Below are 20,114 nucleotides of genomic sequence, written 5' to 3'. Positions count from 1 at the left end.
CGGCGTGTACGGGCAGTTTCAGAATCAAAGTGGGTGGTGGCCGCACCTTCGCAGCAGCCAAGCACGCTAGAAGATGCGACGGCGGCGCTGGCGGGCCGTCGGCGTCGAGCCTTTTCCGGCAGCCGGGATGGCTAACGTCATCCAAAGCCCATTGCGCCTCCGAAAGCGAATCCCGCCGCTGGAATCCCAGTGTCGCCGGCATTCAAGCGCGGCGCGGGTGGATAGGACTCGGCCACGAGATGCTGGAAACAGGGTGTGCCGTCACCACCTTCTTTGGACTCGGAACTGCCGCGACACACCCGCAATGCCGGGTGTCCGGGCAGTTTCAGAATCAAAGTGGGTGGTGGCCGCACCTTCGCAGTGATAGCTGTGGCCCGGAGGAACATGGGTGGCGCAAAAAAGCGGGCCCCTGCCGTGACCTTGGCAGGAACCCGCTGGTTTTTGGAGTGATCCTCCCGCGGAGCTTAGGGCATCCGCGGGAGGATCACGTTGTTACGCGAACGGGAGGACGAGCTCCGCGTAGCGCTGCTTCATGGTTTCCAGGACGGTGTCGCCGTCGGCGTCCCAAATTTCCTGGTTGAAGATCTCAACTTCGATGTCGCCTGTATAGCCGGCGTCCCTGACCCAGGTGCCGATGGTCGCGAAGTCGATGACGCCGTCGCCCATCATGCCGCGGGACAACAGCGCGTCTGCAGCGATCGGCAGGTTGAAGTCACACACCTGGTAGGAGGCGATGCGGTTCTCGCGGCCGGCACGTTCAATCTGCGCCTTAAGCTCGGGATCCCACCAGACATGGAAGGTATCGACGGCGACGCCCACGGCCTTCGCGTCGTACGGCGCGGCGAGATCGAGGGCCTGGCCAAGGGTGGAGATGAGCGCGCGGTCTGCGGCATACATCGGGTGCAGGGGTTCCAGCACCAGTCGCACACCGTTCTCGGAAGCGAACGGGACCAGTTCTTCGAGACGATCGGCGACGCGCTGGCGTGCAGCGACAACGTCCTTCTCACCCGGAGCGAGCCCGCCGACCACCAGGAATAGCTCCTGGGTGTCCAGCGCTACTGCTTCGCGAACGGCCTCGAAGTTGTCGGCGAGGGCTGCGGCCTGCCCTTCAGCGTCGGCCGCTGTGAGGAAGCCGCCGCGGCAGAGCGAGGAAACACGGAGGCCTGCATCCTTGATGAGCTTGGCTGCCTTATCCAGTCCGGCCTCCGCCACCCGGTCACGCCACGGTCCGATCGCGGGGATTCCGGCGCGGGCGCAACCGTCCACAGCCTCGGCGAGCGTCCACTTCTTGGTGGTGGCACTGTTGAGGGAGAGTCGTGAGAAATCGCTCATGCGCCCACTCCGTTGATCCGCAGGAAGTCAGACATCCGGAACGCGGCCAGCGACGGATCCTTCAACAAGCCGGCTTGGTCTGCCAGCTCGAAGGTCTTGGCCAGGTGCAGCACGGAACGGCCGGAATGCAGGCCGCCCACCATCTGGAAACCGGGCTGCTTGCCGTTGAGCCAGGACATGAAGGCGATGCCGGTCTTGTAGTAGAAGGTGGGTGCGCTGAAAATGTGCTTTCCAAGCTCCCGGGTGGAGTCCAGGATCGCGCGCCCTTCGGCATCTTGACCGGCGTCGTACTTCTGCAGGGCAACCGAAGCGGCCGGGTAGATAGCGGCGAAGATGCCCAGCAGGGCGTCCGAGTGATAGGTCTCGTCGCCGTCGATCAGCTCCGGGTAGTTGAAGTCGTCGCCTGTGTAAAGGCGGACCGCTTCCGGAAGTGCGGCGCGCAGGGCTACCTCGTGCGAGGCGTCCAGCAGCGAAACCTTCACGCCGTCAACCTTGTCCGAGTGTTCGCGGATCAGGCTGAGGAAGGTTTCAGTGGCGACCGAAACGTCGTCGGAGCCCCAGTACCCGGCCAGCGCGGGGTCGAACATGGTGCCGAGCCAGTGCAGGATTACGGGCTGATCCACTTCCTGCAGGAGCGTCGAGTAGACGTGCAGGTAGTCGTCGGCACCGTTGGCAACCTTGGCCAGGGCTCGGGACGCCATGAGGATGACCTTGGGGCCGGCCTCACTGACGACCGCGATCTGCTCACGGTAGGCGTCGATGACCGCCTGGATACCGGCCGCACCCTCGGGAAGCGTGGCGATGTCCAGTTGATCAGTGCCTGCGCCGCAGGATACGAGGTCGCGGACGGATTTGCCGGTGATGGCGGCGTTACCGGCTGCAACAACGGATGCTGCCTCGGCGCCGGTGCGCTTGATGAGCTGCTGGGTGGCTGCCCAGTCCAATCCCATGCCGCGCTGCGCGGTGTCCATGGCATCAGCTACGCCCAGGCCGTAGGACCACAGCTCGTGCCGGTAGGCCAACGTGGCGTCCCAGTCGAGCTGTGCCGGTGCGCCGGGAGTGTTGTCCGCAGCGACCTCGGGGATGACGTGGGCTGCTGCGTAGGCGCGGCGGGCCGTCAAAGGAGCGGTCGGCTTGGCCCACGAGGCGGCGGCCTGAAGGCGGTACTCGCGGGTGCCGCCGTCGTTGGTAGGAAGAATGAGTGACGTCATTAGAGGGTGATCTCCGGGATGTCGATGGTGCGGCGCTCAGCCGAGGACTGCAGGCCGAGCTCGGCCAGCTGGACGCCGCGTGCTGCGGAGAGCAGACCGAAGCGGTGCTCGCGGCCGGCGACGACGTCGCGGAGGAATTCTTCCCACTGCAGCTTGAAGCCGTTGTCCAGCTCAGCGTTGGCCGGGACTTCCTGCCACTGGCTGCGGAACGACTCGGTGACTGGCAGGTCCGGGTTCCAGACGGGCTTGGGGGTGTGGGCGCGCTGCTGCGCAACGCACTTGTTCAAACCGGCGACGGCGGAACCGTGCGTGCCGTCGATCTGGAACTCAACCAGTTCGTCGCGGTAAACGCGGACGGCCCAGGAGGAGTTGATCTGGCCGATGACGTCGTCGCCGCCCGGGGTTTCGAGTTCAAAGATGCCGTAGGAGGCGTCGTCGGCGGTGGCCTTGTATTCCTTGCCGGCCTCGTCCCAACGTGCGGGGATGTGCGTGGCAGTCTTGGCGTTGACGCTCTTGACCTTGCCGATGATGCCTTCAAGGACGTAGTTCCAGTGGCAGAACATGTCCGTGGTCATTCCGCCGCCGTCTTCCTTGCGGTAGTTCCAGGACGGACGCTGTGCAGCCTGGACATCGCCTTCGAAGACCCAGTAGCCGAATTCGCCACGGATGGAGAGGATGCGGCCAAAGAAGCCTTCGTCCACCAGGCGGCGGAGCTTGACCAGGCCGGGAAGGTACAGCTTGTCGTGCACGACGCCTGCAGTGACGCCGGCTTCCTTGCCGATCTGTGCCAGCTCGATGGCTTCTTCGAGGGTCTCTGCCGTGGGCTTCTCGGTGAAGATGTGCTTGCCGGCGCGCATGGCCTTCTTCAAGGTGGCGGCGCGGAGGCTGGTCATGGAGGCGTCAAAGATGATGTCCACGGTGGGGTCGGCGATGACGGCGTCGAGGTCCGTGGTCCATTCGGAAACTTTGTGGAGTTCGGCGAGTTCGCGGATCTTGGCTTCATTGCGGCCAACGAGGATCGGCTCGACCTGAACCTTGGTGCCGTCTTCCAGGGTGAAGCCACCGGCGTCGCGGATGGGCAGGATGGAACGCAGCAAGTGCTGGCGGTAGCCCATACGGCCGGTGATGCCGTTCATGGCGATGCGGATCGTCTTTGTTTCGTAGCCCATGTTTTCTCCAGTGCCTTGTGTGCCGGTCGCTTTGCGGATGCCGGTGCTTGCAGTCTGTATGTTGGGAAAGCGCATTCCCGTTGCAATCGATCATGCACCATGACGCGCCGCGTTGGCAAGCGCTTTCCCAAAAATGGTGGAAGACTGCCATAATTTTCCTAGCGCCAGTCCCGACGCCTGCAGAAAAGGAGGGCCCCCGTGGCCGCCAGCACACTGAGTGAAGTTGCCCGACTAGCCGGCGTCTCCCTTGCCACGGCATCCCGGGTCTTGAACGGCTCGTCCCGTAAACCAGCTGAGGATATTGCGGAGCGCGTCCGCGATGCTGCCGACAAGCTTGGCTACGTCCCCAACGCGCAGGCGCAGGCGTTAGCGAAGTCGAGCTCAGGATTGATCGGCCTCATTGTTCATGACATTGCCGATCCCTACTTTTCCGCCATCGCCCGCGGGGTACAGGAAGCAGCCCGCCAGCAAAACCGAATGGTGTTGCTGGCGAGCACATCCGGCGCGGCGCAGGACGAAAAAGAAGCAGTGGCCGCGTTCGCTGCCCGACGCGCCGACTCCATCGTGATCGCCGGTTCGCGGTCTGTGCGCGCCGAGGACAAGCAAGGCAACAGCGAACTGGCCGCCGAATTGGACCGCTACTGCCGCAATGGCGGACACGTTGGGGTTGTTGGTCACCCGGTGGTTGGCGCCTCCACTACTGAGGGCTACCACGTGGTTGAAGTCCCCAATGAAGAACTTGCCGCGGACCTCGCTGCGGAATTGGCCGCTACGCACGATGGTGAATTCCTCATCGTTGCGGGTCCCGAAGGGCTGTACACCTCCGACGACCGGGTCCGCGGCTTCCAGCGGGGTCTCGCCGCCGCTGGAAGGCCTGCAGCAGAGATCATCCGCACCGGCTTCAACCGTGCAGGAGGATACGACGCCGGGCCCGCACTCGCCGATCGGATCAAAGCCTCCAAAGATAGGCTCTGCATCTTCGCGGTGAACGATGTCATGGCCATTGGCGTTACCGCGGCGCTCCGACCCGAGGGCGTATGGATTCCGCGGGATGCCAACATCGCGGGTTTTGACGACATCGAAACACTTCGCGACTTCCGCCCGGCCTTGTCCACGGTGCATCTGCCGCTGGAGAACATCGGACGCCTCGCCGCTGGAGATCCTGACACCCCGCCCGTAAGTGGTGCGGTGAAGCTTCGCCGAAGCACTGAAACTCCCGCCGAATCACAAGTTTGACCAGGCCTGCAGAATGACCGCAGTGGACGCTAAGGCGCCCCAGGCGCTCACGGTGATTCCCGCCGTCGGACATTCCGCCCGGGCTGAGCCTTCAGCGCAGGCGCCAGCCGTCCTGGTCCTTCCCGGCGGAGGCTACGCCAAGACCGCAGACCATGAGGCCGAGCCGGTGGCCGAATGGCTTGCCGCGCTGGGGATCCATGCTTTTGTGCTGCGCTACCGGGTGGCGCCCCACCAGCATCCTGCGCCCTTGGAAGACGCCAAGCAGGCGATGTTGTGGATCCGGCATGGTGAGCATGGACTGAATGTCGATCCTGCACGGGTGGGGGTGCTCGGTTTCTCTGCCGGTGGACACCTTGCGGCCTCGTTGTCTGTGCGCGTCCCGACGGGGATTCTGCATTGGACCTCCCTGGGGCCGTGCCGGACCTCAGCATCCTCTGCTATCCGGTGATTTCCTTCTTGGATGCCGCACATCAGGGGTCCGTGGACAACCTCGCCGGGGTGGGTGCCACGCCGGAGGTGCTGCGGGGGCTGTCGACGGAACTGTACGTCAACTCCGCCACGCCGCCCGCCTTCCTGTGGCACACCGCCGACGACGATTCCGTCCCTGTCAGCCACAGCCTGGCCTACGCAGGCGCGCTGGGTCGGGCCGGTGTTCCAGTGGAGCTCCACGTCTTTCCCAGCGGAAAGCACGGGATTGGCATGGCGTTGGAAACGCCTGGAGCCAGGCAGTGGACTGCACTCTGTGCCGCCTGGCTTCGCAGGATGGGTTGGGCTGCGTAGCCGGCGCTAGTCCTCACGCGATGTCGTTAGTCTTCACCCAAAGTGATCGTGTGCAGGAAGGCGGCATCGTTGAGGACGTTGTGGGGAAGATCGTCCTCAACGAATTCAAGCATGATGTCCATATCCTTGCCGTTGCCGCGCAGGACATCCGTGACGGTCTGCCACAGCAGCTTTCGGTTCCGCAGCGGAAAGCGCTCGGCGTCGGCTCCCCATGAGAAGCAGTGCACGCCAACCAGATGCGGCAAGACTTCGTGGAGCGACTCAAGCGCCTGCTTGTCCGAAAGCCCGACGGCGGGCTGCCAGTAGGTGCCCACGTTGGGGTGATTCACCCGGTTCAGTAAGTCGAGGGTGGTGGCGGGGGAGTCGGTAAGGGTGTCGCCGTGGTATTCGAATGCAATGGCGATGCCGCTGTCGGCCGCCATTTCGGCAATTCGCCGGGTGTCTTGGACCACCGCATCCCAGTGATCCTCATTGGCTTCGGCAGAGCCAAGTTCACCGGCCCACACCCGGATCCTTGGAGCGCCCAGGGCTGCGGCAAGGTCCAACGCGCGCCCAAAATCGCCGAACGCGCCGCAGCGGTAGTACGAGCCGAGCGAGAGGACGCTGAGCCCGGCCGCCGCCGTGGCTTCCTTGGCGTGCGCCGCTGACTTGGAGTCGTTGACGTGCACATCGGTACCCCACTCGATCCCGGCCAAGCCAGCATCAGAAGAAATTCGGACCACGTCGTCTATCCCCTGCGAGCGGAGAGTGACTGAACAGATGCCTGGCGTGAGGTCAGCCAGTGTGGTGAGGTCGATCATGATCACAGGATATCGGGAATGCGCTTACCCGGTAAGGGTGTATCGCCTGTTGAACACATCCGCACCCGTTCCCGCCGTGCGCACCAAGGCCGCGCCCGTTGCCGCCGTGCGCACCAGAGGTTACGGGTGCAAACGGCGGAAAGTGCAGCGCGGGCGCGGGCCCGACATGATCATGACCGTGCACGTCCCGACGCTACAGATCGATCCAGTACCGCCGGATGGGTTCGCTGACTCCCAGTTCGGGGGCAAAACTCTCTGGCGGGCGGACGCTCTCAAGGATGCCTCCGCACGACTCGATGGTGCGGGCGGACGCCACATTGGGCTGCTTGCAAGTCACCAGGACACGCTCCATTCCGAGCCTGCGCCCTTCTTCCATCGCACCCTTCAAGGCAAACTTGGCGAGGCCGTGGCCTCTTGCGCTTGGCCTTATTCCGTAGCCGATGTGTCCACCTGCTTCGGTCAAGTATTCGTTCGCAAGCGCGTGCCTCAGGCTGACGGAGCCTAGATAGGTAGCATCCCGAACCACCCATATGGTGCTTTGGTTGGCCAACCCTTCGGGAGGCCGGAAGCTTTGCTTGGGCAACTCATGGAGTACTTCAACCCATTTCGCGAAATCGCTGCTGTCGTGGAGATCCAAGTCGTATCTCGCTGCCACAAAGGCTGCGGAACCGTCTTGGTCGAGCGTTCCCCACTCGTCATAACTTTCCAGCCAGGAGGTATGGAAGCTTGAAGATGGCGTAGTGAGCTTGTGAATCATTTGGTGAGCCTACTACTGTGCGCCCACTAGTTCGACTTGCTCAGCGTCCTGCCCATGATGGCCTGCGTGAGGGCATCGATGACCTCGGCGTTGGCCAGGGGATTCCGGATCAGGGTGAAATCGACGTCACCCACTGGCGGTAGCCCGAACCGCTGAGTGATGACTTTCAGGTCCTCGGGCACCAGCGACGCCGGCATTACGGCAACTCCGATGCCGGCACGCACGGCTGCGAGCACTCCACTGATCTGCTTGGTGCTGCACGTGATCCGCCAGGTGCGGCCTTCGGCTTCCAGTGCATCGATGGCCAGCTTTCGGCTCAGGCTGGGCGCTGGGTACGCGATGAGGGGGACGGGAGCCCCGGGTTCCAGTACGGTCTGCTCGACTCCGACCCAGGCGAAGTTGTCGTGCCGAACCACCGTGCCTTCCTTCGCGCCGGCTACCCATTTCACGAACACCAGGTCCAGCTGGCCGGCATTGAGTCGCTTGTAGAGCTGATCGCTTTGGCTGACGGTGAGCTCCAGGTTGATCTGCGGGTACAACTGCCGGAACTCGCGAAGGATCCGGGGGAGGCCGGTGATGGCGAGGTCGTCTGCGGTGCCAAAGCGGAGTCGCCCTCGCATGGCCGACCCGGAAAAGTAGCGGGCGGCGGAGTCGTGGGCGGCAAGGATGTTGCGGGCAAAACCGGCCATGGCGTCGCCGTTATCGGTGAGCCGTACCTCGCGCGTATCGCGGGCAACCAGAACCCGCTTGGCGGCGGCCTCAAGCTTGCGGACATGCTGGCTGACGGTGGGCTGTGCGAGCCCAAGGCGCTCTGCGGCCTTGGTGAAACTCAGCGTTTCTGCGACGGCCAAAAAGGAACGTAGCTGGACAGGTTCGAACACGGAACTCCTAAAGCGCAGGTCAACGCCGGGCCGGAGTACTGCGCCCTTCCAGCACTGGCATTGCGTTCCGCAATGCTAGTTATAGGCACAATACGCTTCCATAATTGCTGCTCGCAACCCTAGCGTTAAACGCATCCCACCGAAACTCTCCATCCGAGGACTACCTTTGGCACCCCCACCGCCTTCAGCGGCAAACGTCAGCCAGCCCGTCATCGATTCCCTATCCGCACCTCAGCCCGCGGACACCGTCACCCAGCCACTCGCCGTCGTGAGTGAAAAGCTGCCCTGGCGGCATACCTTCATTTCCCTGAAGGTCCCCAACTTCAGGATCTTCGCGATCGGCCACTTCATCGCCGTGATCGCGATCTGGATGCAGCGCATCGCCCAGGACTGGATGGTGCTGCAGCTGTCCGGTTCCGTCACCGCCGTCGGAATTACTGTGGCATTGCAGTTCCTGCCTTCGCTTTTCCTTGGACCGTGGGGCGGCATGATTGCCGACCGCTTTGCCAAGCGAAAGATCCTCATCATCTGCCAATCCGCGGCGGCTGTGCTAGCGGCCGCGTTGGCGGTGCTCTCCCTGAGCCAACGCGTCGAAGTGTGGCATGTGTACGTCATCGCCCTGCTCTTGGGCTTCGTGACGGTGCTCGACCAGCCGGCCCGGCAGGTGTTCGTCAACGAGCTCGTCGGCCCCAAATACCTCCGGAATGCCATCAGCGTCAACTCCACCACGTTCCAGCTCGGCGGACTGATCGGTCCCGCCTTGGCCGGTGTGCTGCTCACAGCAGTGGGTGCAGGTTGGGCCTTCGCGGCGAACGCCGTGGCCTGCTGCTCCACTGTTGCCATGCTGTTGATCCTCCGCAAGGACCAGTTGCACCTCAGCCAGCCGACCCCTCGCAAAAAGGGAATGCTCCGCGAAGGACTCAACTACGCGCTCAGCAAGCCCACTATTTACTGGCCATGGTTGATGGCCGGTTTCGTGGCAGTTTTCGCCATGAGCCTGCCGGTGCTGCTGGCTGCGTTTGCGGATCACGTGTACGACGCCGGCGCCGGAGGCTACGGCCTGCTCAATGCGATGGTTGCGCTCGGTGCACTGACTGGCGCGGTGGCGTCCACCCGCCGTCGTCAACTGCGGTTGCGGTCGGTAGTGACGTCTGCCGGGTTGTATGGCCTGATGCTCTGCATCTCTTCGCTCATGCCCACCATGGTCTGGTTCAGCGTCACCATGGTCCTCGCCGGATTCTGGTGCCTCATGTTCCTCACCGCGGCTAACCAAATGGTGCAGACCAGCTCCAACATGAGCATCCGCGGCCGCGTCATGAGCCTGTACCTCGTGGTGCTCATCGGTGGGCAGGCAATCGGCGGCCCCATGATGGGTTGGCTTGCCGAGCACCTTGGTCCGCACCTTGCCGTCCTGATCTCCGGTGGTGTGCCGGCCATCGCGGCTGTGGTAGTCGCCGTCGTACTGGCCCGGAAGTCATCACTGCACATCAAAGTGGACCTGCGCGATCGGCGTCGGGTGGTGCGGATCGTGCAGGAACCGCAGACGACTTAAAGAGGATGAAGCGGCCCCGGCAACCGGGGCCGCTTCATCCTGTGTGGACTATCTTGGCTGAAGCTGTGCCACAGGCAAGTGTGGGTACTCCGCTGAACGTCCCTGGAACTCCAGGACGTCCGGATTGCGGATAACGCCTTCACGGATCTCGATGGCACGGGAGACAGTCTCGTTGGCTTCCCAGCCCTCCGGTCCCGCCACTACGGTGTCCAGGAACGGTAGCAGCGCTTCGCTGATCTCCCAGCTGGCCGAGTTCCAAAGGTATGAAGGACTGTGGTCCACGGCGTAGTAGTTAACGTGCCCGCCCACGCGGAACATGGGCTGGTCGAACGTGGTGGTCCTCGCCCAGCTGAAGCCCATGCCTTCGTCACAGGACACGTCAACGATCAGGCTGTCCGGCTGGAATTCCGCCAGGTCCTCAGTCCGAAGGTACGTCAGCGGGGCATTCGGATCCTGCAGGGTGCAGTTAACCACGATGTCCGCCGCGGCCAGGAACGGCGCCAAGGGCTTGCGTCCCTTGTCCGTGATGACTTCGCTGAGGAACGGCGCTTTGCTGTCGTGGTCGAACTGCACGATCCGCACTGAATGGATCGGGGACCCGACGGCGGCGACGCCCCGGTTGGTGAGCACCTGGACGTCGTGGACGCCGTGGGCGTTCAGCGCGGTGACGGCACCGCGGGCGGTGGCCCCGAAACCAATGACCACAGCGCTGAGGCGGCGGCCGTAATCGCCAGTGGAACCAGTCAATGCCAGTGCATGCAGTACGGAGCAGTAGCCGGCAAGTTCGTTGTTCTTGTGGAAGACGTGCAGGCCGAAACCGCCGTCGCCCGCCCAGTGGTTCATGGCCTCAAAAGCGATGAGCGTGAGCTTCTTGTCGATGGCAAGCTGGGTTATGGCCCGGTCCTGCACGCAGTGCGGCCAGCCCCACAAGGTTTGGCCGTCGCGGAGCTCCGCCAAATCCTGAGCCTGTGGCTTGGGCAGGAGGATGACGTCGTTGTTGGCGATTAGCTCCTGGCGTGTGCCGAGGCCGCCCACCAACGATTCCAGCTTGCTGTCCGGGACCCCGAACCGCTCGCCGTAGCCGTACTCAAAACGAAGCTGCCGGCGTACTTCCGGAGCAATGCGTTCCAAATGCTGCGGGTGGATCGGCAAGCGCCGCTCATTGGGTTTCAGCGAAGTAGCAAGGACACCAATGCTCAGCTGGCCGGTTGGTGCGGTCACTTCTTGTTGCCGGTTGAAGGCTTCGCAGCCTCGGTGGCGGAGGACTCGGAAGCCCGCTTATCCGCGCGTTTTTCCTTGATGGATTTGCTGGATTTCTTTGACGCAGTTTGGCGCGGTGATTTGTCGCCCATGATGGCTCCCTTAGAGCGGAGCCGAAATGGCTCCTGACTCCTGACGATACACCTCCCCGCATGGCTTTGTGGCCGGAGTCACGCGTTCTGGACCGCAGCCCTCTGGCTAACTGGGCAGGCCGGCGTCGGCCTACTGAGCCGGCTGAACCGCCGGACGGCCATGCGTTACACGGTGAGTGACGCGATCCGCGGTGTCGTCCACGGTCGCAACCTTCTCCACAGGCTCCAGGTAGAAGCGGGCACTGCTGATGATGCCCTCATCTACACCGAAAATGATGACGCCGGTCATCTCATGCGGGGTGCCATCACGGCGGGCGCCTTTTAGGTGCAGCTCGGTCCACACGCTGCTCCCATTAACGCTGTGCGCCAACATGCGGGCTGCTATGTCCGGTACGCCGGTGAAAAGTTGCTCCCAATTGCTGCGGATAGTGTCCCGTCCCGTGAATCCGCGGGTTGGGTGGGCCGGTGTCTCGTTGACGTAGCCCGGCGCAAAACACTCAGCCAAGGCTTCAAGATCATGCTTGTTTGTGACTTCCAGCAGGCGGTTGATGACGGCGAGGGGACCCGCCTCACCATCGTCGGTGAGAGTCATTGGAGGACCTCCCGGTTAGGTGGATGTACGTAAGAGTTTAGGCTTACGACGCCTCCCGGTCGACGGGTAACCGGCCCTCTTTGGTGAGTGCCGTCGTCGAGCGCTTTTTGTTCTTGGACAGGGTTCAGTCCAGAGACAAAGAAACCCCGGATCGCTGGATCCGGGGCTTTCTTGGAGCGGGCGACGGGAATCGAACCCGCGTATCGAGCTTGGGAAGCTAGCGCTCTACCATTGAGCTACGCCCGCATTGCCCGGGAAAAACTCCCCCGAGCGAGTCCTAGCTTAGCGCAGTTGCCGGACTCCTCATGACCGCCGCACCGGCTGCCTACTTGAACAGCTTCATGCCATTCCAGCCGTTGCCCACTTGGCGCTGGCCGCCCCAGGCCCCCGTCCCCAGCCTGTAGTCCACGAGGTAGCCGTCCACAGTTTGGGCAGTGATGCTGCGGGTGCCCGGACCGGACAAACCGAAGCTCGGCACGAGTGCCTTCATGGTTCCCCAACCGGAGCCCACTGTGGTGGGCAAGCCAGCGAAGCCACCCCCTCCGTTGCCGGGGTAGCTGAGCAGGTGCCCGGAGGGTGTGGTTGCCAGGATGTCGTTGGCACCGTCGGCGTTCCAGTCGGCCATGGTCAGCCCCATGCCGGCCCAGCCGCTTCCAATGTCCACCCGGTAGATCAGCGCCCTGCCCAAGGTATTGGGGTAGTACCGTAGCCCGCCATCCGGGAAATAGCCCACGACGCCTGGGAACCTCTGCGCGGCGGACCACTTGCCCACAGTGATGGTCATCTTGTCCCAGTCACCGGTTCCCACCACGATCTGTTTGGAGAAAGCGCCGCCGGGCCAACCAGTGAACAAGCCCAAAGTGCCGTTTTCCCATTGAGCAAGAATGTCGTAGACACCATCAGAGTCCCAGTCCACCACGAAGGCCTGTTTCAAGCCCTGCCAGTTGGAGCCGATCACTGTGGGAACGCCATAGCCGCCACCACCATGTGCAGGGTAGCGAAGCAGCCGCCCGGACGAGTCCGCAGCAACCAGGTCCGCGCCGGAGGTGATGCTCGCATACGCAGAGGGGTTGCCGGCGAAATACTGCTCCATGGTGGGGAAGCCACGGCGTTTCATGTCGGTGGCGAGGTCTACCCCGACGTAGCGCAGGTGCCACGGCTCATAGCTGTAGCCCGTGACGTTCGTGTAGCCGTTGGGGTACCGGACAATGAAGCCGTACTTGTGGGCATTCGCCGCCACCCAGATCCCGGCTGGAGTGTCCCCGAAACACGTGCTGAGGCCGCAGGAACCGTTGGCGTTCCCGACGTCGACGGCGAGCCCCGTCTGGTGCTCGCTGTGCCCCGGACGCGCGGAGATCAGGTCCGCCTGCGCTTGGCCGTAGATGCTGACGTAATAGGAGTAAACCTGCTGCTGCTGCGCATAGGAACGGTAGCCGCTCACCACCGCCAGCCCGCCCGTGCCGGCATCGGCCGCACCTTGGAACAAGCCATTGAGCCAAGCCGCAGCTTCGGCGCGCAGATACTGGCCGGAACCGCGGGCATTCACCAAATCGCCGGGAGCGTAGCTCAAAGGATTCAGGGGCCGGGACTTGTTGACCAGGACAGAGTAATTCGCGGGGTTGCCCACTGGATCGACGCTCGGCAGCGGATTCGCCGTGGTCGGCATCGCGGCTTGCACGACGGCGGCCCGAGCATCGGTCGATACCGCGGTCACGGCCGCGGTGGCCGACACAGCCGTGGCCGGCGCAGCTGTGGCAGGAGCCGCAGTTACGACGCCGCCAGCCACCGCCAGACTGAAGAACGCAGCGCAAGCTGCCAGCCGTCGTCGTGCGTTCCTCATGGAACCCGAGTGGATTTGACCTCGCATTACGCCCCCAATTTGCTTGTAGCCAGCCGCAGGAACTCTACCCGGCGCACGGCCTCCTGTCAGCAATACCTTGGAAATCGGGAGATAACCATTCGGTCAAGGCTCGGCAGCAGTGTGTTGCGGGCGCCCGCCGCTGACTATTCTGAAGGTGTTAGCTGCAGCGTATGGGGAACCGGGCTACGACACTCGACCGTACGCCGAAAGAGGTTTCCGTGGCATTCGCAGCCAATGAAGTGGTGATCAGCAAGGACGCCATGACCGTTTACGGATTCCTCATGGACGGGATGAACAACTCGCTTTGGCGTTCGGGTGTTCGCAGTATCGCGCTTCGCTCCGGCATTCGTGGCCAAAAAGGCGCCCTCTACCAACAGACGGTTTCCGGCCCCGGCGGCCGCCCTGTAGCCGCCGACTTCAGGATCACCGAAGCCCGCCCGGGAGCCGAAGTGCGCTATGCCGTGGTGGCCGGACCCGCCCGGCCTACCGGAGGTTTCTACCTCAGCACCGAAGGCAATACCACCCGCCTCCGTTTCGCCCTTGAGTACCATCCGAAGGGCTTGCGGAAGCTTATGAATGGCATATTCCAGAAGGCTCTGGAGAGCGAAGTGGCGCAGTTGGAACAACTCAAGGTTGCCATCGAGTCCAACTCGGACGCTTAGCCGCCGTTGACGCACGACGCCGACACCCGGGGTGGGTAGGCAGGCTCTTCTATTGGGCGAACTTCAGTCCGCCCCAGCCGATGCCTATGGTCAGGGGCGTAGTAAGCCGTCCGGTGGAGAGGTCCCAGTACTCAACAATTCCGTTGCGGTCCAGTCCGGCAACACCGGTCGCGTCGGGACCCGTTACTCCGCGTAGTGCCCGCAAACCCGAGTAGTCGGTCCATCCCGCACCCACTACGGGACGGGATTCCTGTTTGGGTGTGCCCAGCCCGCTTCCGCGATACAGCCGAAGGGATCCATTGGCCTCAGTGGTGAGGAGGTCCTGGAAACCGTCGGCGTTGTAATCCACCATGCTTAGCCTGATCGCTGGGAATCCCGTGCCGATTGCTGCTTGGGCGCGAATGTAGGCAAGGCCGGCGTTCTTATAGAGATACAGGTTGCCGCCCGAGTCCATGGCAACGATCTGGGGAAGCCGGTTGTTGGCGCACCAAGTGCCCACAGCGATGTTCAGTGTCCCCCAACCCTGGCCAAGGGCAATGGGGTCCTTGAATCCGCCTGCTTGAAGTCCCGGGTACACCACCAGGGCGCCGTCGAGCCTTTGCGAGATCAGATCAAACACGCCGTCGCGGTCCCAGTCCGTGATGAAGAGGTCCTTGAGTCCTGTGAAGCCGACGCCGATCCTCTTGCCGCCGCCGTACCTTCCGCCACCCCACGATGGGTAGGCAACCACGGAGCCGTCGCCGGCGATCGACACGAGGTCGGCTGCGCTGCTGATGGATGCTGCACTCAAGTTCAGGGTAGGTGGTTGGTGTTTGCTGCCAGGTTCGCAGACACCCACAGGGTCCGTTGGTGGCGGGACTGTCCCGCCCGGGCTTGTGGTGGTCCCCGCCGGCAACGACGTGTAGCCAAAGAAGTTCACTACGCCCCAGAGCGTGTAGCGGTTGGGGGTGGTCTGCCAGTTGCCGTCCGTGTAAGTGATGCCGATGCCCATGACGTTGAACCGGGGATCACGCAGAAGGGCATCGTGACCCGGAGAACCCTTCCACCACTCCACAAGTTTCGCGGCGTCACGGTCCCAGCGGACTGCGATGACTTCACCCGCGCCGTTGTTGGGGTTGAGCGCCCGAGGATCAGTCCAGAAGTTGGCACGGTGCTGGATCACCTCACGCGTCGCGATGTTGTTGGACCAGTCCTGAGCCAGGCTGGCCACCGTTGCGTGGTACTTCACCGGTGCCAGACCGAGCGATGCGCGGTAGCTGTTGATCGCGTTGAACACCGTCAGGATCGCAGCTGTGTTGCTGTCCGGGAGGAGCGCCATAGCCCCGTTTTCCGGATCGTGGTTGCCGCTTGGACTCTTGCCCGGATAGGCGGTCGCGGTGGGGGTAGGGGTTGTCGCTTCGGGCGTCGTCGTCGGGGTTGGCGAGGCGGTTTCGAGCGTTGGAGTAGGGGACTGGCTTGCTGTTGGTGCAGGCGTTTGAGTTGCTGGAGAAGTTTCGCCAGGGGAAACCGGCTCGGTTGGTGCCAGCGTTTCCGCCGGAGACTCGGACGGGCTCGGCCCGGTGGCCTGGGCGGATGGTGTTGGTGCGGCTGGAACAGTAACAACAGTCTCTTGTGGAGTCGGCTCCGCCGGTGGCTCGGTGGCACCGGGATCCGAGGGATTGTCAGGCCCCCAGGATGGCCCGATGTTGGGCACGGGCGGTGGAGTTTCAAACACCGGATCTATAGCGACCGGGCCGTTGTCCGAGTCGGTTCCAGTGCCGGCGTTTGGTGTCGGGTCCGCCGGCCCGGACTCAGGTGCAGGGACTGTGGTGGGGTCCGAGGCGGTGCCAGCCGCGGGGAGGACCGCTGAAGGTGCGGGGTCCGCCGTCGTGGTTGTCGTTGGTGCCGTCATCCCTGAAGGGACGACGGCCGAAGGGCTGACGGTGGGCCCGGGGACCGTCTGCGTTGACGGGAGAATCTGGCTGGAGGCGGCCACCCCGAGAGCCAATACGCCAGCCAGCACGACAGCGGCAGGCGCAGCCATTTTTCTCACAATTACCCCGCGAATGCTCGTTGCCCCCAAGTACGGGCGCGGTTCTACATGTCCGGGAACTATAGTCCCATGGGGCGGCGCGGACAATGCATGGGGTATTTTTGATGCTGTGCTGATCTCTGACCGCGATATTCGTGCCGAAATAGACTCCCAACGGATTGTTCTTGAACCGTACGACCCCGCGATGGTTCAGCCGTCTTCCGTGGACGTCCGGATTGACCGGTTTTTCCGGCTCTTCGACAACCATAAATATGCCCACATCGACCCCGCCGAGGAACAGCCCGAACTGACCCGGCTGGTGGAAGTGGAAGGCGACGAGCCTTTTATCCTCCACCCCGGGGAATTCGTACTCGGCTCCACCTACGAAACCGTCAGCCTGGCCGACGATATCGCTGCCCGCCTCGAAGGGAAGTCATCCCTTGGGCGCCTCGGGCTGTTGACGCACTCCACGGCAGGCTTCATCGATCCCGGTTTCTCAGGTCACGTAACACTGGAGCTCTCCAATGTGGCAACCCTGCCCATCAAATTGTGGCCGGGCATGAAAATCGGACAGCTGTGCTTCTTCCGACTGACGTCCTCGGCCGAGCACCCCTACGGTTCGGGCGAATACGGCAACCGTTACCAAGGCCAGCGAGGACCCACCGCGAGCCGCAGCCACCAGAACTTCCACCGGACGTCCATCTAGCGTCCTTCGGTGCCTGGGGAGACTCGCTACGCGGGTGCGCGCTCCTGTGTCCGTGGCGGAGCTCCCGGTGATTTGCGGATGGCCTTGACCACGGGTTCCACAAAGCGGGCGGCCAGCGGACCCAGGATGGCCATGATGAGGACATAGGCCGTGGCGAGTGCTGCAAGCTCGTCGGGGACTCCCCCGGAAGCAACAGCCAGGCCCGCGATGACAATAGAGAATTCACCACGCGCAATCAGGGCAGCGCCGGCGCGGAAACGGCCAGGGACTGCAATGCCGGCCCGCTTGGCAGCCCAGAAACCTGTGAGCATCTTGGTAGCTGCGGTGATGACAGCCAGTACCAAAGCCCAGCCAAGGACGGGTGGGATGGAGGTCGGATCGGTGTTGAGCCCGAAGGCCACGAAGAAGATCGCTGCGAACAGATCCCTCAGCGGTTCGAGGATTCTGGTGGCGTTATGGGCGGTGGCGCCTGAGATGGCAATGCCCAGCATGAAGGCACCCACTGCGGCGGACACCTGCAGAGCTGACGCGATTCCAGCCACCAACAGTGCGAGACCCAGCACGTTCAGTAGGAAGACTTCGGAGTTTTCGCTGTGCACCGCCTGCGAGACCCGGTGGCCGTGCTTGAGGGCTATGACGAGAACCACGGTGACCACGGCAAGGGCAATTCCCACAGTCTGCAGCCCGCCCAGGAAACCCACGCCGGCAAGGATCGCCGTGAGGATCGGGAGGTAAATCGCCATTGCGAGGTCTTCAAAAACGAGGATGGACAGAACCACAGGTGTTTCGCGGTTACCGATCCGTCCGAGGTCCGTGATCACCTTGGCGGCGATTCCGGATGACGAGATGTAGGTGACACCACCCATGACGATGGCGCCTACAAGTCCCCAACCCAACAGCACGGCGAGTCCTGCGCCCGGAAGGAAGTTGAGAACAAAATCCATGACACCGGCCTGCCAGGATCTTCGGAGACCGGTGACGAGCTCTGACGCCGTATATTCCAATCCGAGCATAAGCAGCAGGAGGATAACGCCAATTTCTCCGGAAAGATGGGCGAACTCGTGCATGCCATCCAACTTGACGAACCCGCCGGCTCCGAATGCCAGGCCACCCACCAAGTAGAGCGGGATGGGGGACATGCCTATTCGGCCCGCTAATCGAGCAAGGAGACCGAGGCAGAAGACGACGGCCCCCAGTTCAACGAGGGCTAGTGCGAGCGGATCCATTCCCGTCAGCCGTTGCGGAGGATGTCGGCTGCCGAGTCAAGACCTTCCTGCGTGCCGACCGCTACGAGCAAATCACCGGTGTGAAGTACGACGTCGGGTGCCGGCGAGGGGACAACCTCACCTTCGCGCATGATTGCCACGATGGAAACACCACTCCGGGTACGGATCTGTGCCTTGCCCATGGGCTGGTTGACGAAGGGTGAATCAGGGGTAATGGAGAACTGGCGGGTGACGATGCCTGGTATCTCACGATGTTCTTCTGCCAAGCGCATGGCGATGTGCTGGCCACCCAGGAGGTTCCCCAAGGTCGATGCTTCATCTGCTGTCAACGGGATGGAGGCTTGGCATGTGTCAGGGTCATCCCATGTGGAGACGAATAGCTCGGTCTCACCCTCGCGAAGTTCCACCACACCGATGCGACGGCCCGATGCCGTGACGAAATCCTTGCGGATCCCGAGGCCCGGGAGTTCAGTCTCATCCACGTTCATAGCTACACCCTAACTCTGTTGTATGGGTCTGGTACGGCGCTCATGCTTAGCCAGTCCTATGTAGTTAACGCTCAGGGACCACGGCTATTTCCACCTTGGCCGGTGGCTTCACTGGCAGGATCACCAACAGGCCGGCAAGCAGGACCACCATGATTCCCAGGATGCCCCAGCGCTGGGCTTCACCTTCTGCAACAAACGGCGAGGCGATGGCGATACACAGCGTGAAGAGCGTTGGCGCGAGGAAACTGACGGCCCGGCCGGTGGTGGCATAGAGCCCGAAAAGCTCCCCCGACTCTCCGTGGGGGGCAAGCCTTGCAAGATATGCGCGTGAGGATGATTGGGCCGGTCCCACGAACAAGCAAAGCAGCAGGCCGAAGACCCAGAACGTGGTGGCACCTGGCCAGTCATTTCCCAAGAAAACGTAGTCGCCGTTACCCAGGACCAGAATGGCCGTGCCCGCGACGAGGAGACCAACCAGCGAGATGATAATGACTGCCTTTGGTCCGATCCTGTCGTCGAGGAAGCCCCCAATGATTGCACCGATGGCAGCCACAACGTTGCCGAAAATAGCGAAGAAGATGACGTCCTTGAGCTCGAAGCCGAACGTACCTGCGGCGATGACGCCGCCGAAGGTAAATACTGCTGCCAGGCCATCGCGGAAGATGGCACTGGACAGCAGGAAGTAGATGGTGTGGGGGCTGGTCCGGTAGATGGCCCCAATGCGTCGGAACAGCAATTTGTAGGAGGCAATGAAGCCCAGCGACGCGGTGCTCTTCTTCACGGAAACTTCAGGAACAGCGAACATCACGGGAAGGGCAAAGATGAAGAACCACAGTGCCGAGAAGACAGCAACGAGCCGGATGTTCAAGGAGTCCTGGGTCGAAGCGCCGAACCACTCGAAGGAGGGCTGCACGAACAGCTGAAGAACGAGGAGGAGCGCAACGATGCCTCCCAGGTATCCCATGGCCCAGCCGAAGCCGCTGACCCTGCCGATGTTCCGGGGCGTAGATATCTGGGCCAGCATGGCGTTGTAGTTCACGCCGGCAAACTCAAAGAAGATGTTGCCGAGTGCTATCAGGCACACTCCCAGCAGCAGGAACTCCGGCTGGGGGAACACAAAGAAACAGAGCGCTGTCAGGACCGCCGTTGCGGCGGTGTTTATGCCGAGCCACATCTTGCGGCGTCCCCCAGCGTCGGAACGCTGGCCGGTGACAGGAGCGAACAAGGCGATTGCGAGCCCTGCAACGGCCAAAGCGGCACCGAGGGCGGCCGATGCCGCATCTTCTCCGCCGAAGGCATTGGACGTGAGGTAAACGGTGAATACGAAGGTGGTCATCACCGCCTGGAAGGCAGCGGAACCCCAGTCCCAGGATGCCCAAGCAAGGATCTGTCCCTTCTTGGAGGCGACGGGTCCAGAGGCAAGCTCGGACGTCGGGTGGGAGGCTTCGGGAACTGCGGCCGCGTTCATAGCATGAATGCTATAGGGGCGGGGAAGAAC

General features: G+C 62.8%; 18 protein-coding genes, 1 tRNA gene and 1 pseudogene. 5 read left to right on the top strand and 15 right to left on the bottom strand.

The window, feature by feature from the left end; all coding sequences use genetic code 11:
* Positions 1–492 precede the first annotated feature (492 nt).
* Genes ACIQTW_RS08665 through ACIQTW_RS08655 form a run of 3 tightly spaced genes read right to left on the bottom strand, consistent with a single transcriptional unit; the run spans position 493 to position 3,712 of the window.
* Positions 493–1,332 carry a sugar phosphate isomerase/epimerase family protein gene (locus tag ACIQTW_RS08665; protein ID WP_402936059.1) on the bottom strand — a complete coding sequence of 280 codons (840 nt, stop codon included), beginning with the start codon at positions 1,330–1,332 and terminating at the stop codon, positions 493–495.
* The gene (locus ACIQTW_RS08660) at positions 1,329–2,543 is read right to left on the bottom strand and encodes a dihydrodipicolinate synthase family protein (RefSeq protein WP_402936057.1); all 1,215 of its coding nucleotides are present in this window, start codon (positions 2,541–2,543) and stop codon (positions 1,329–1,331) included. The genes ACIQTW_RS08665 and ACIQTW_RS08660 overlap by 4 nt, the downstream gene beginning before the upstream one ends.
* Positions 2,543–3,712: a Gfo/Idh/MocA family protein gene (locus ACIQTW_RS08655; protein WP_026543316.1), complete on the bottom strand. Its 1,170-nt coding sequence runs from the start codon at positions 3,710–3,712 to the stop codon at positions 2,543–2,545. The genes ACIQTW_RS08660 and ACIQTW_RS08655 overlap by 1 nt, the downstream gene beginning before the upstream one ends.
* A 198-nt stretch (positions 3,713–3,910) precedes the next feature.
* Between ACIQTW_RS08655 and ACIQTW_RS08650 the strand changes: the two genes are divergently transcribed.
* Together ACIQTW_RS08650 and ACIQTW_RS08645 are read left to right on the top strand one after the other, a co-directional pair.
* Complete coding sequence (locus ACIQTW_RS08650) at positions 3,911–4,948, top strand: LacI family DNA-binding transcriptional regulator (RefSeq protein ID WP_402936055.1); 1,038 nt, start codon at positions 3,911–3,913, stop codon at positions 4,946–4,948.
* Positions 4,949–4,961: 13 nt separating this feature from the next.
* Positions 4,962–5,728, top strand: a pseudogene (locus tag ACIQTW_RS08645) (alpha/beta hydrolase).
* Between the two features lie 26 nt (positions 5,729–5,754).
* Here ACIQTW_RS08645 and ACIQTW_RS08640 read toward each other — a convergent pair.
* The 3 genes from ACIQTW_RS08640 to ACIQTW_RS08630 all read right to left on the bottom strand — a co-directional run bounded on the left by ACIQTW_RS08640 (position 5,755) and on the right by ACIQTW_RS08630 (position 8,166).
* On the bottom strand, positions 5,755–6,528 hold the full coding sequence (locus ACIQTW_RS08640; protein WP_402936053.1) for a sugar phosphate isomerase/epimerase family protein: 774 nt from the start codon (positions 6,526–6,528) through the stop codon (positions 5,755–5,757).
* Positions 6,529–6,721: 193 nt separating this feature from the next.
* Complete coding sequence (locus ACIQTW_RS08635) at positions 6,722–7,285, bottom strand: GNAT family N-acetyltransferase (protein WP_402936051.1); 564 nt, start codon at positions 7,283–7,285, stop codon at positions 6,722–6,724.
* Positions 7,286–7,311: 26 nt separating this feature from the next.
* On the bottom strand, positions 7,312–8,166 hold the full coding sequence (locus tag ACIQTW_RS08630) for a LysR substrate-binding domain-containing protein (protein ID WP_026543322.1): 855 nt from the start codon (positions 8,164–8,166) through the stop codon (positions 7,312–7,314).
* Between the two features lie 166 nt (positions 8,167–8,332).
* Here ACIQTW_RS08630 and ACIQTW_RS08625 point away from each other — a divergent pair, with 166 nt between their 5' ends.
* Positions 8,333–9,718: an MFS transporter gene (locus ACIQTW_RS08625; protein WP_402936048.1), complete on the top strand. Its 1,386-nt coding sequence runs from the start codon at positions 8,333–8,335 to the stop codon at positions 9,716–9,718.
* A 48-nt stretch (positions 9,719–9,766) separates the two neighbouring features.
* Here the strand turns inward: ACIQTW_RS08625 and ACIQTW_RS08620 are convergent, their stop codons facing one another.
* The 5 genes from ACIQTW_RS08620 to ACIQTW_RS08600 all read right to left on the bottom strand — a co-directional run bounded on the left by ACIQTW_RS08620 (position 9,767) and on the right by ACIQTW_RS08600 (position 13,502).
* Positions 9,767–10,939 (bottom strand): N(5)-(carboxyethyl)ornithine synthase, encoded by a 1,173-nt coding sequence (locus ACIQTW_RS08620; protein WP_402936046.1) that lies wholly within the window; start codon positions 10,937–10,939, stop codon positions 9,767–9,769.
* Positions 10,936–11,070, bottom strand: coding sequence for a hypothetical protein (locus ACIQTW_RS08615; protein ID WP_011776304.1), 135 nt, complete (start codon positions 11,068–11,070; stop codon positions 10,936–10,938). Before ACIQTW_RS08615 ends, ACIQTW_RS08620 begins: the two co-directional genes overlap by 4 nt.
* A 130-nt stretch (positions 11,071–11,200) precedes the next feature.
* Positions 11,201–11,662, bottom strand: coding sequence for a nuclear transport factor 2 family protein (locus ACIQTW_RS08610; protein WP_402936044.1), 462 nt, complete (start codon positions 11,660–11,662; stop codon positions 11,201–11,203).
* Positions 11,663–11,834: 172 nt separating this feature from the next.
* A tRNA-Gly gene (locus ACIQTW_RS08605) sits at positions 11,835–11,908 on the bottom strand.
* A gap of 79 nt (positions 11,909–11,987) precedes the next feature.
* Positions 11,988–13,502, bottom strand: a complete 1,515-nt coding sequence (locus tag ACIQTW_RS08600; protein WP_402936042.1) for a D-alanyl-D-alanine carboxypeptidase family protein — start codon at positions 13,500–13,502, stop codon at positions 11,988–11,990.
* A gap of 239 nt (positions 13,503–13,741) precedes the next feature.
* Between ACIQTW_RS08600 and ACIQTW_RS08595 the strand changes: the two genes are divergently transcribed.
* Positions 13,742–14,185, top strand: coding sequence for a hypothetical protein (locus ACIQTW_RS08595; protein WP_402936040.1), 444 nt, complete (start codon positions 13,742–13,744; stop codon positions 14,183–14,185).
* A 49-nt stretch (positions 14,186–14,234) separates the two neighbouring features.
* Here ACIQTW_RS08595 and ACIQTW_RS08590 read toward each other — a convergent pair whose 3' ends face one another.
* A complete protein-coding gene (locus ACIQTW_RS08590) occupies positions 14,235–16,208 on the bottom strand; it encodes a CAP domain-containing protein (RefSeq protein WP_402936038.1) in 1,974 nt (657 codons plus the stop codon).
* Between the two features lie 118 nt (positions 16,209–16,326).
* Here ACIQTW_RS08590 and dcd point away from each other — a divergent pair, with 118 nt between their 5' ends.
* Positions 16,327–16,902 carry a dCTP deaminase gene (dcd, locus tag ACIQTW_RS08585; protein ID WP_011776299.1) on the top strand — a complete coding sequence of 192 codons (576 nt, stop codon included), beginning with the start codon at positions 16,327–16,329 and terminating at the stop codon, positions 16,900–16,902.
* Between the two features lie 26 nt (positions 16,903–16,928).
* On the opposite strand, the gene ACIQTW_RS08580 is transcribed toward dcd, so the two are convergent.
* The 3 genes from ACIQTW_RS08580 to ACIQTW_RS08570 all read right to left on the bottom strand — a co-directional run bounded on the left by ACIQTW_RS08580 (position 16,929) and on the right by ACIQTW_RS08570 (position 20,084).
* The gene (locus ACIQTW_RS08580) at positions 16,929–18,128 is read right to left on the bottom strand and encodes a cation:proton antiporter (RefSeq protein ID WP_402936037.1); all 1,200 of its coding nucleotides are present in this window, start codon (positions 18,126–18,128) and stop codon (positions 16,929–16,931) included.
* 5 nt (positions 18,129–18,133) lie between these two features.
* Complete coding sequence (locus ACIQTW_RS08575) at positions 18,134–18,616, bottom strand: cation:proton antiporter regulatory subunit (RefSeq protein ID WP_017199499.1); 483 nt, start codon at positions 18,614–18,616, stop codon at positions 18,134–18,136.
* Between the two features lie 64 nt (positions 18,617–18,680).
* Positions 18,681–20,084 (bottom strand): MFS transporter, encoded by a 1,404-nt coding sequence (locus tag ACIQTW_RS08570; protein WP_402936035.1) that lies wholly within the window; start codon positions 20,082–20,084, stop codon positions 18,681–18,683.
* Positions 20,085–20,114 lie beyond the last annotated feature (30 nt).

Origin of the sequence: Paenarthrobacter sp. NPDC090517 (genome assembly GCF_044769165.1) — a bacterium.
Classification (GTDB): Bacteria; Actinomycetota; Actinomycetes; order Actinomycetales; family Micrococcaceae; genus Arthrobacter.
Note: the sequence above shows the minus strand (reverse complement) of the source record. Positions and strands in the feature narration are given on the sequence as shown.

Coding starts and splice junctions, on each gene's coding strand:
- ACIQTW_RS08665 (WP_402936059.1), bottom strand. CDS start 1,332: ATGAGCGATTTCTCACGACTCTCCCTCAACAGTGCCACCACCAAGAAG.
- ACIQTW_RS08660 (WP_402936057.1), bottom strand. CDS start 2,543: ATGACGTCACTCATTCTTCCTACCAACGACGGCGGCACCCGCGAGTAC.
- ACIQTW_RS08655 (WP_026543316.1), bottom strand. CDS start 3,712: ATGGGCTACGAAACAAAGACGATCCGCATCGCCATGAACGGCATCACC.
- ACIQTW_RS08640 (WP_402936053.1), bottom strand. CDS start 6,528: ATGATCGACCTCACCACACTGGCTGACCTCACGCCAGGCATCTGTTCA.
- ACIQTW_RS08635 (WP_402936051.1), bottom strand. CDS start 7,285: ATGATTCACAAGCTCACTACGCCATCTTCAAGCTTCCATACCTCCTGG.
- ACIQTW_RS08615 (WP_011776304.1), bottom strand. CDS start 11,070: ATGGGCGACAAATCACCGCGCCAAACTGCGTCAAAGAAATCCAGCAAA.
- ACIQTW_RS08610 (WP_402936044.1), bottom strand. CDS start 11,662: ATGACTCTCACCGACGATGGTGAGGCGGGTCCCCTCGCCGTCATCAAC.
- ACIQTW_RS08600 (WP_402936042.1), bottom strand. CDS start 13,502: ATGAGGAACGCACGACGACGGCTGGCAGCTTGCGCTGCGTTCTTCAGT.
- ACIQTW_RS08590 (WP_402936038.1), bottom strand. CDS start 16,208: ATGGCTGCGCCTGCCGCTGTCGTGCTGGCTGGCGTATTGGCTCTCGGG.
- ACIQTW_RS08580 (WP_402936037.1), bottom strand. CDS start 18,128: ATGGATCCGCTCGCACTAGCCCTCGTTGAACTGGGGGCCGTCGTCTTC.
- ACIQTW_RS08575 (WP_017199499.1), bottom strand. CDS start 18,616: ATGAACGTGGATGAGACTGAACTCCCGGGCCTCGGGATCCGCAAGGAT.
- ACIQTW_RS08570 (WP_402936035.1), bottom strand. CDS start 20,084: ATGAACGCGGCCGCAGTTCCCGAAGCCTCCCACCCGACGTCCGAGCTT.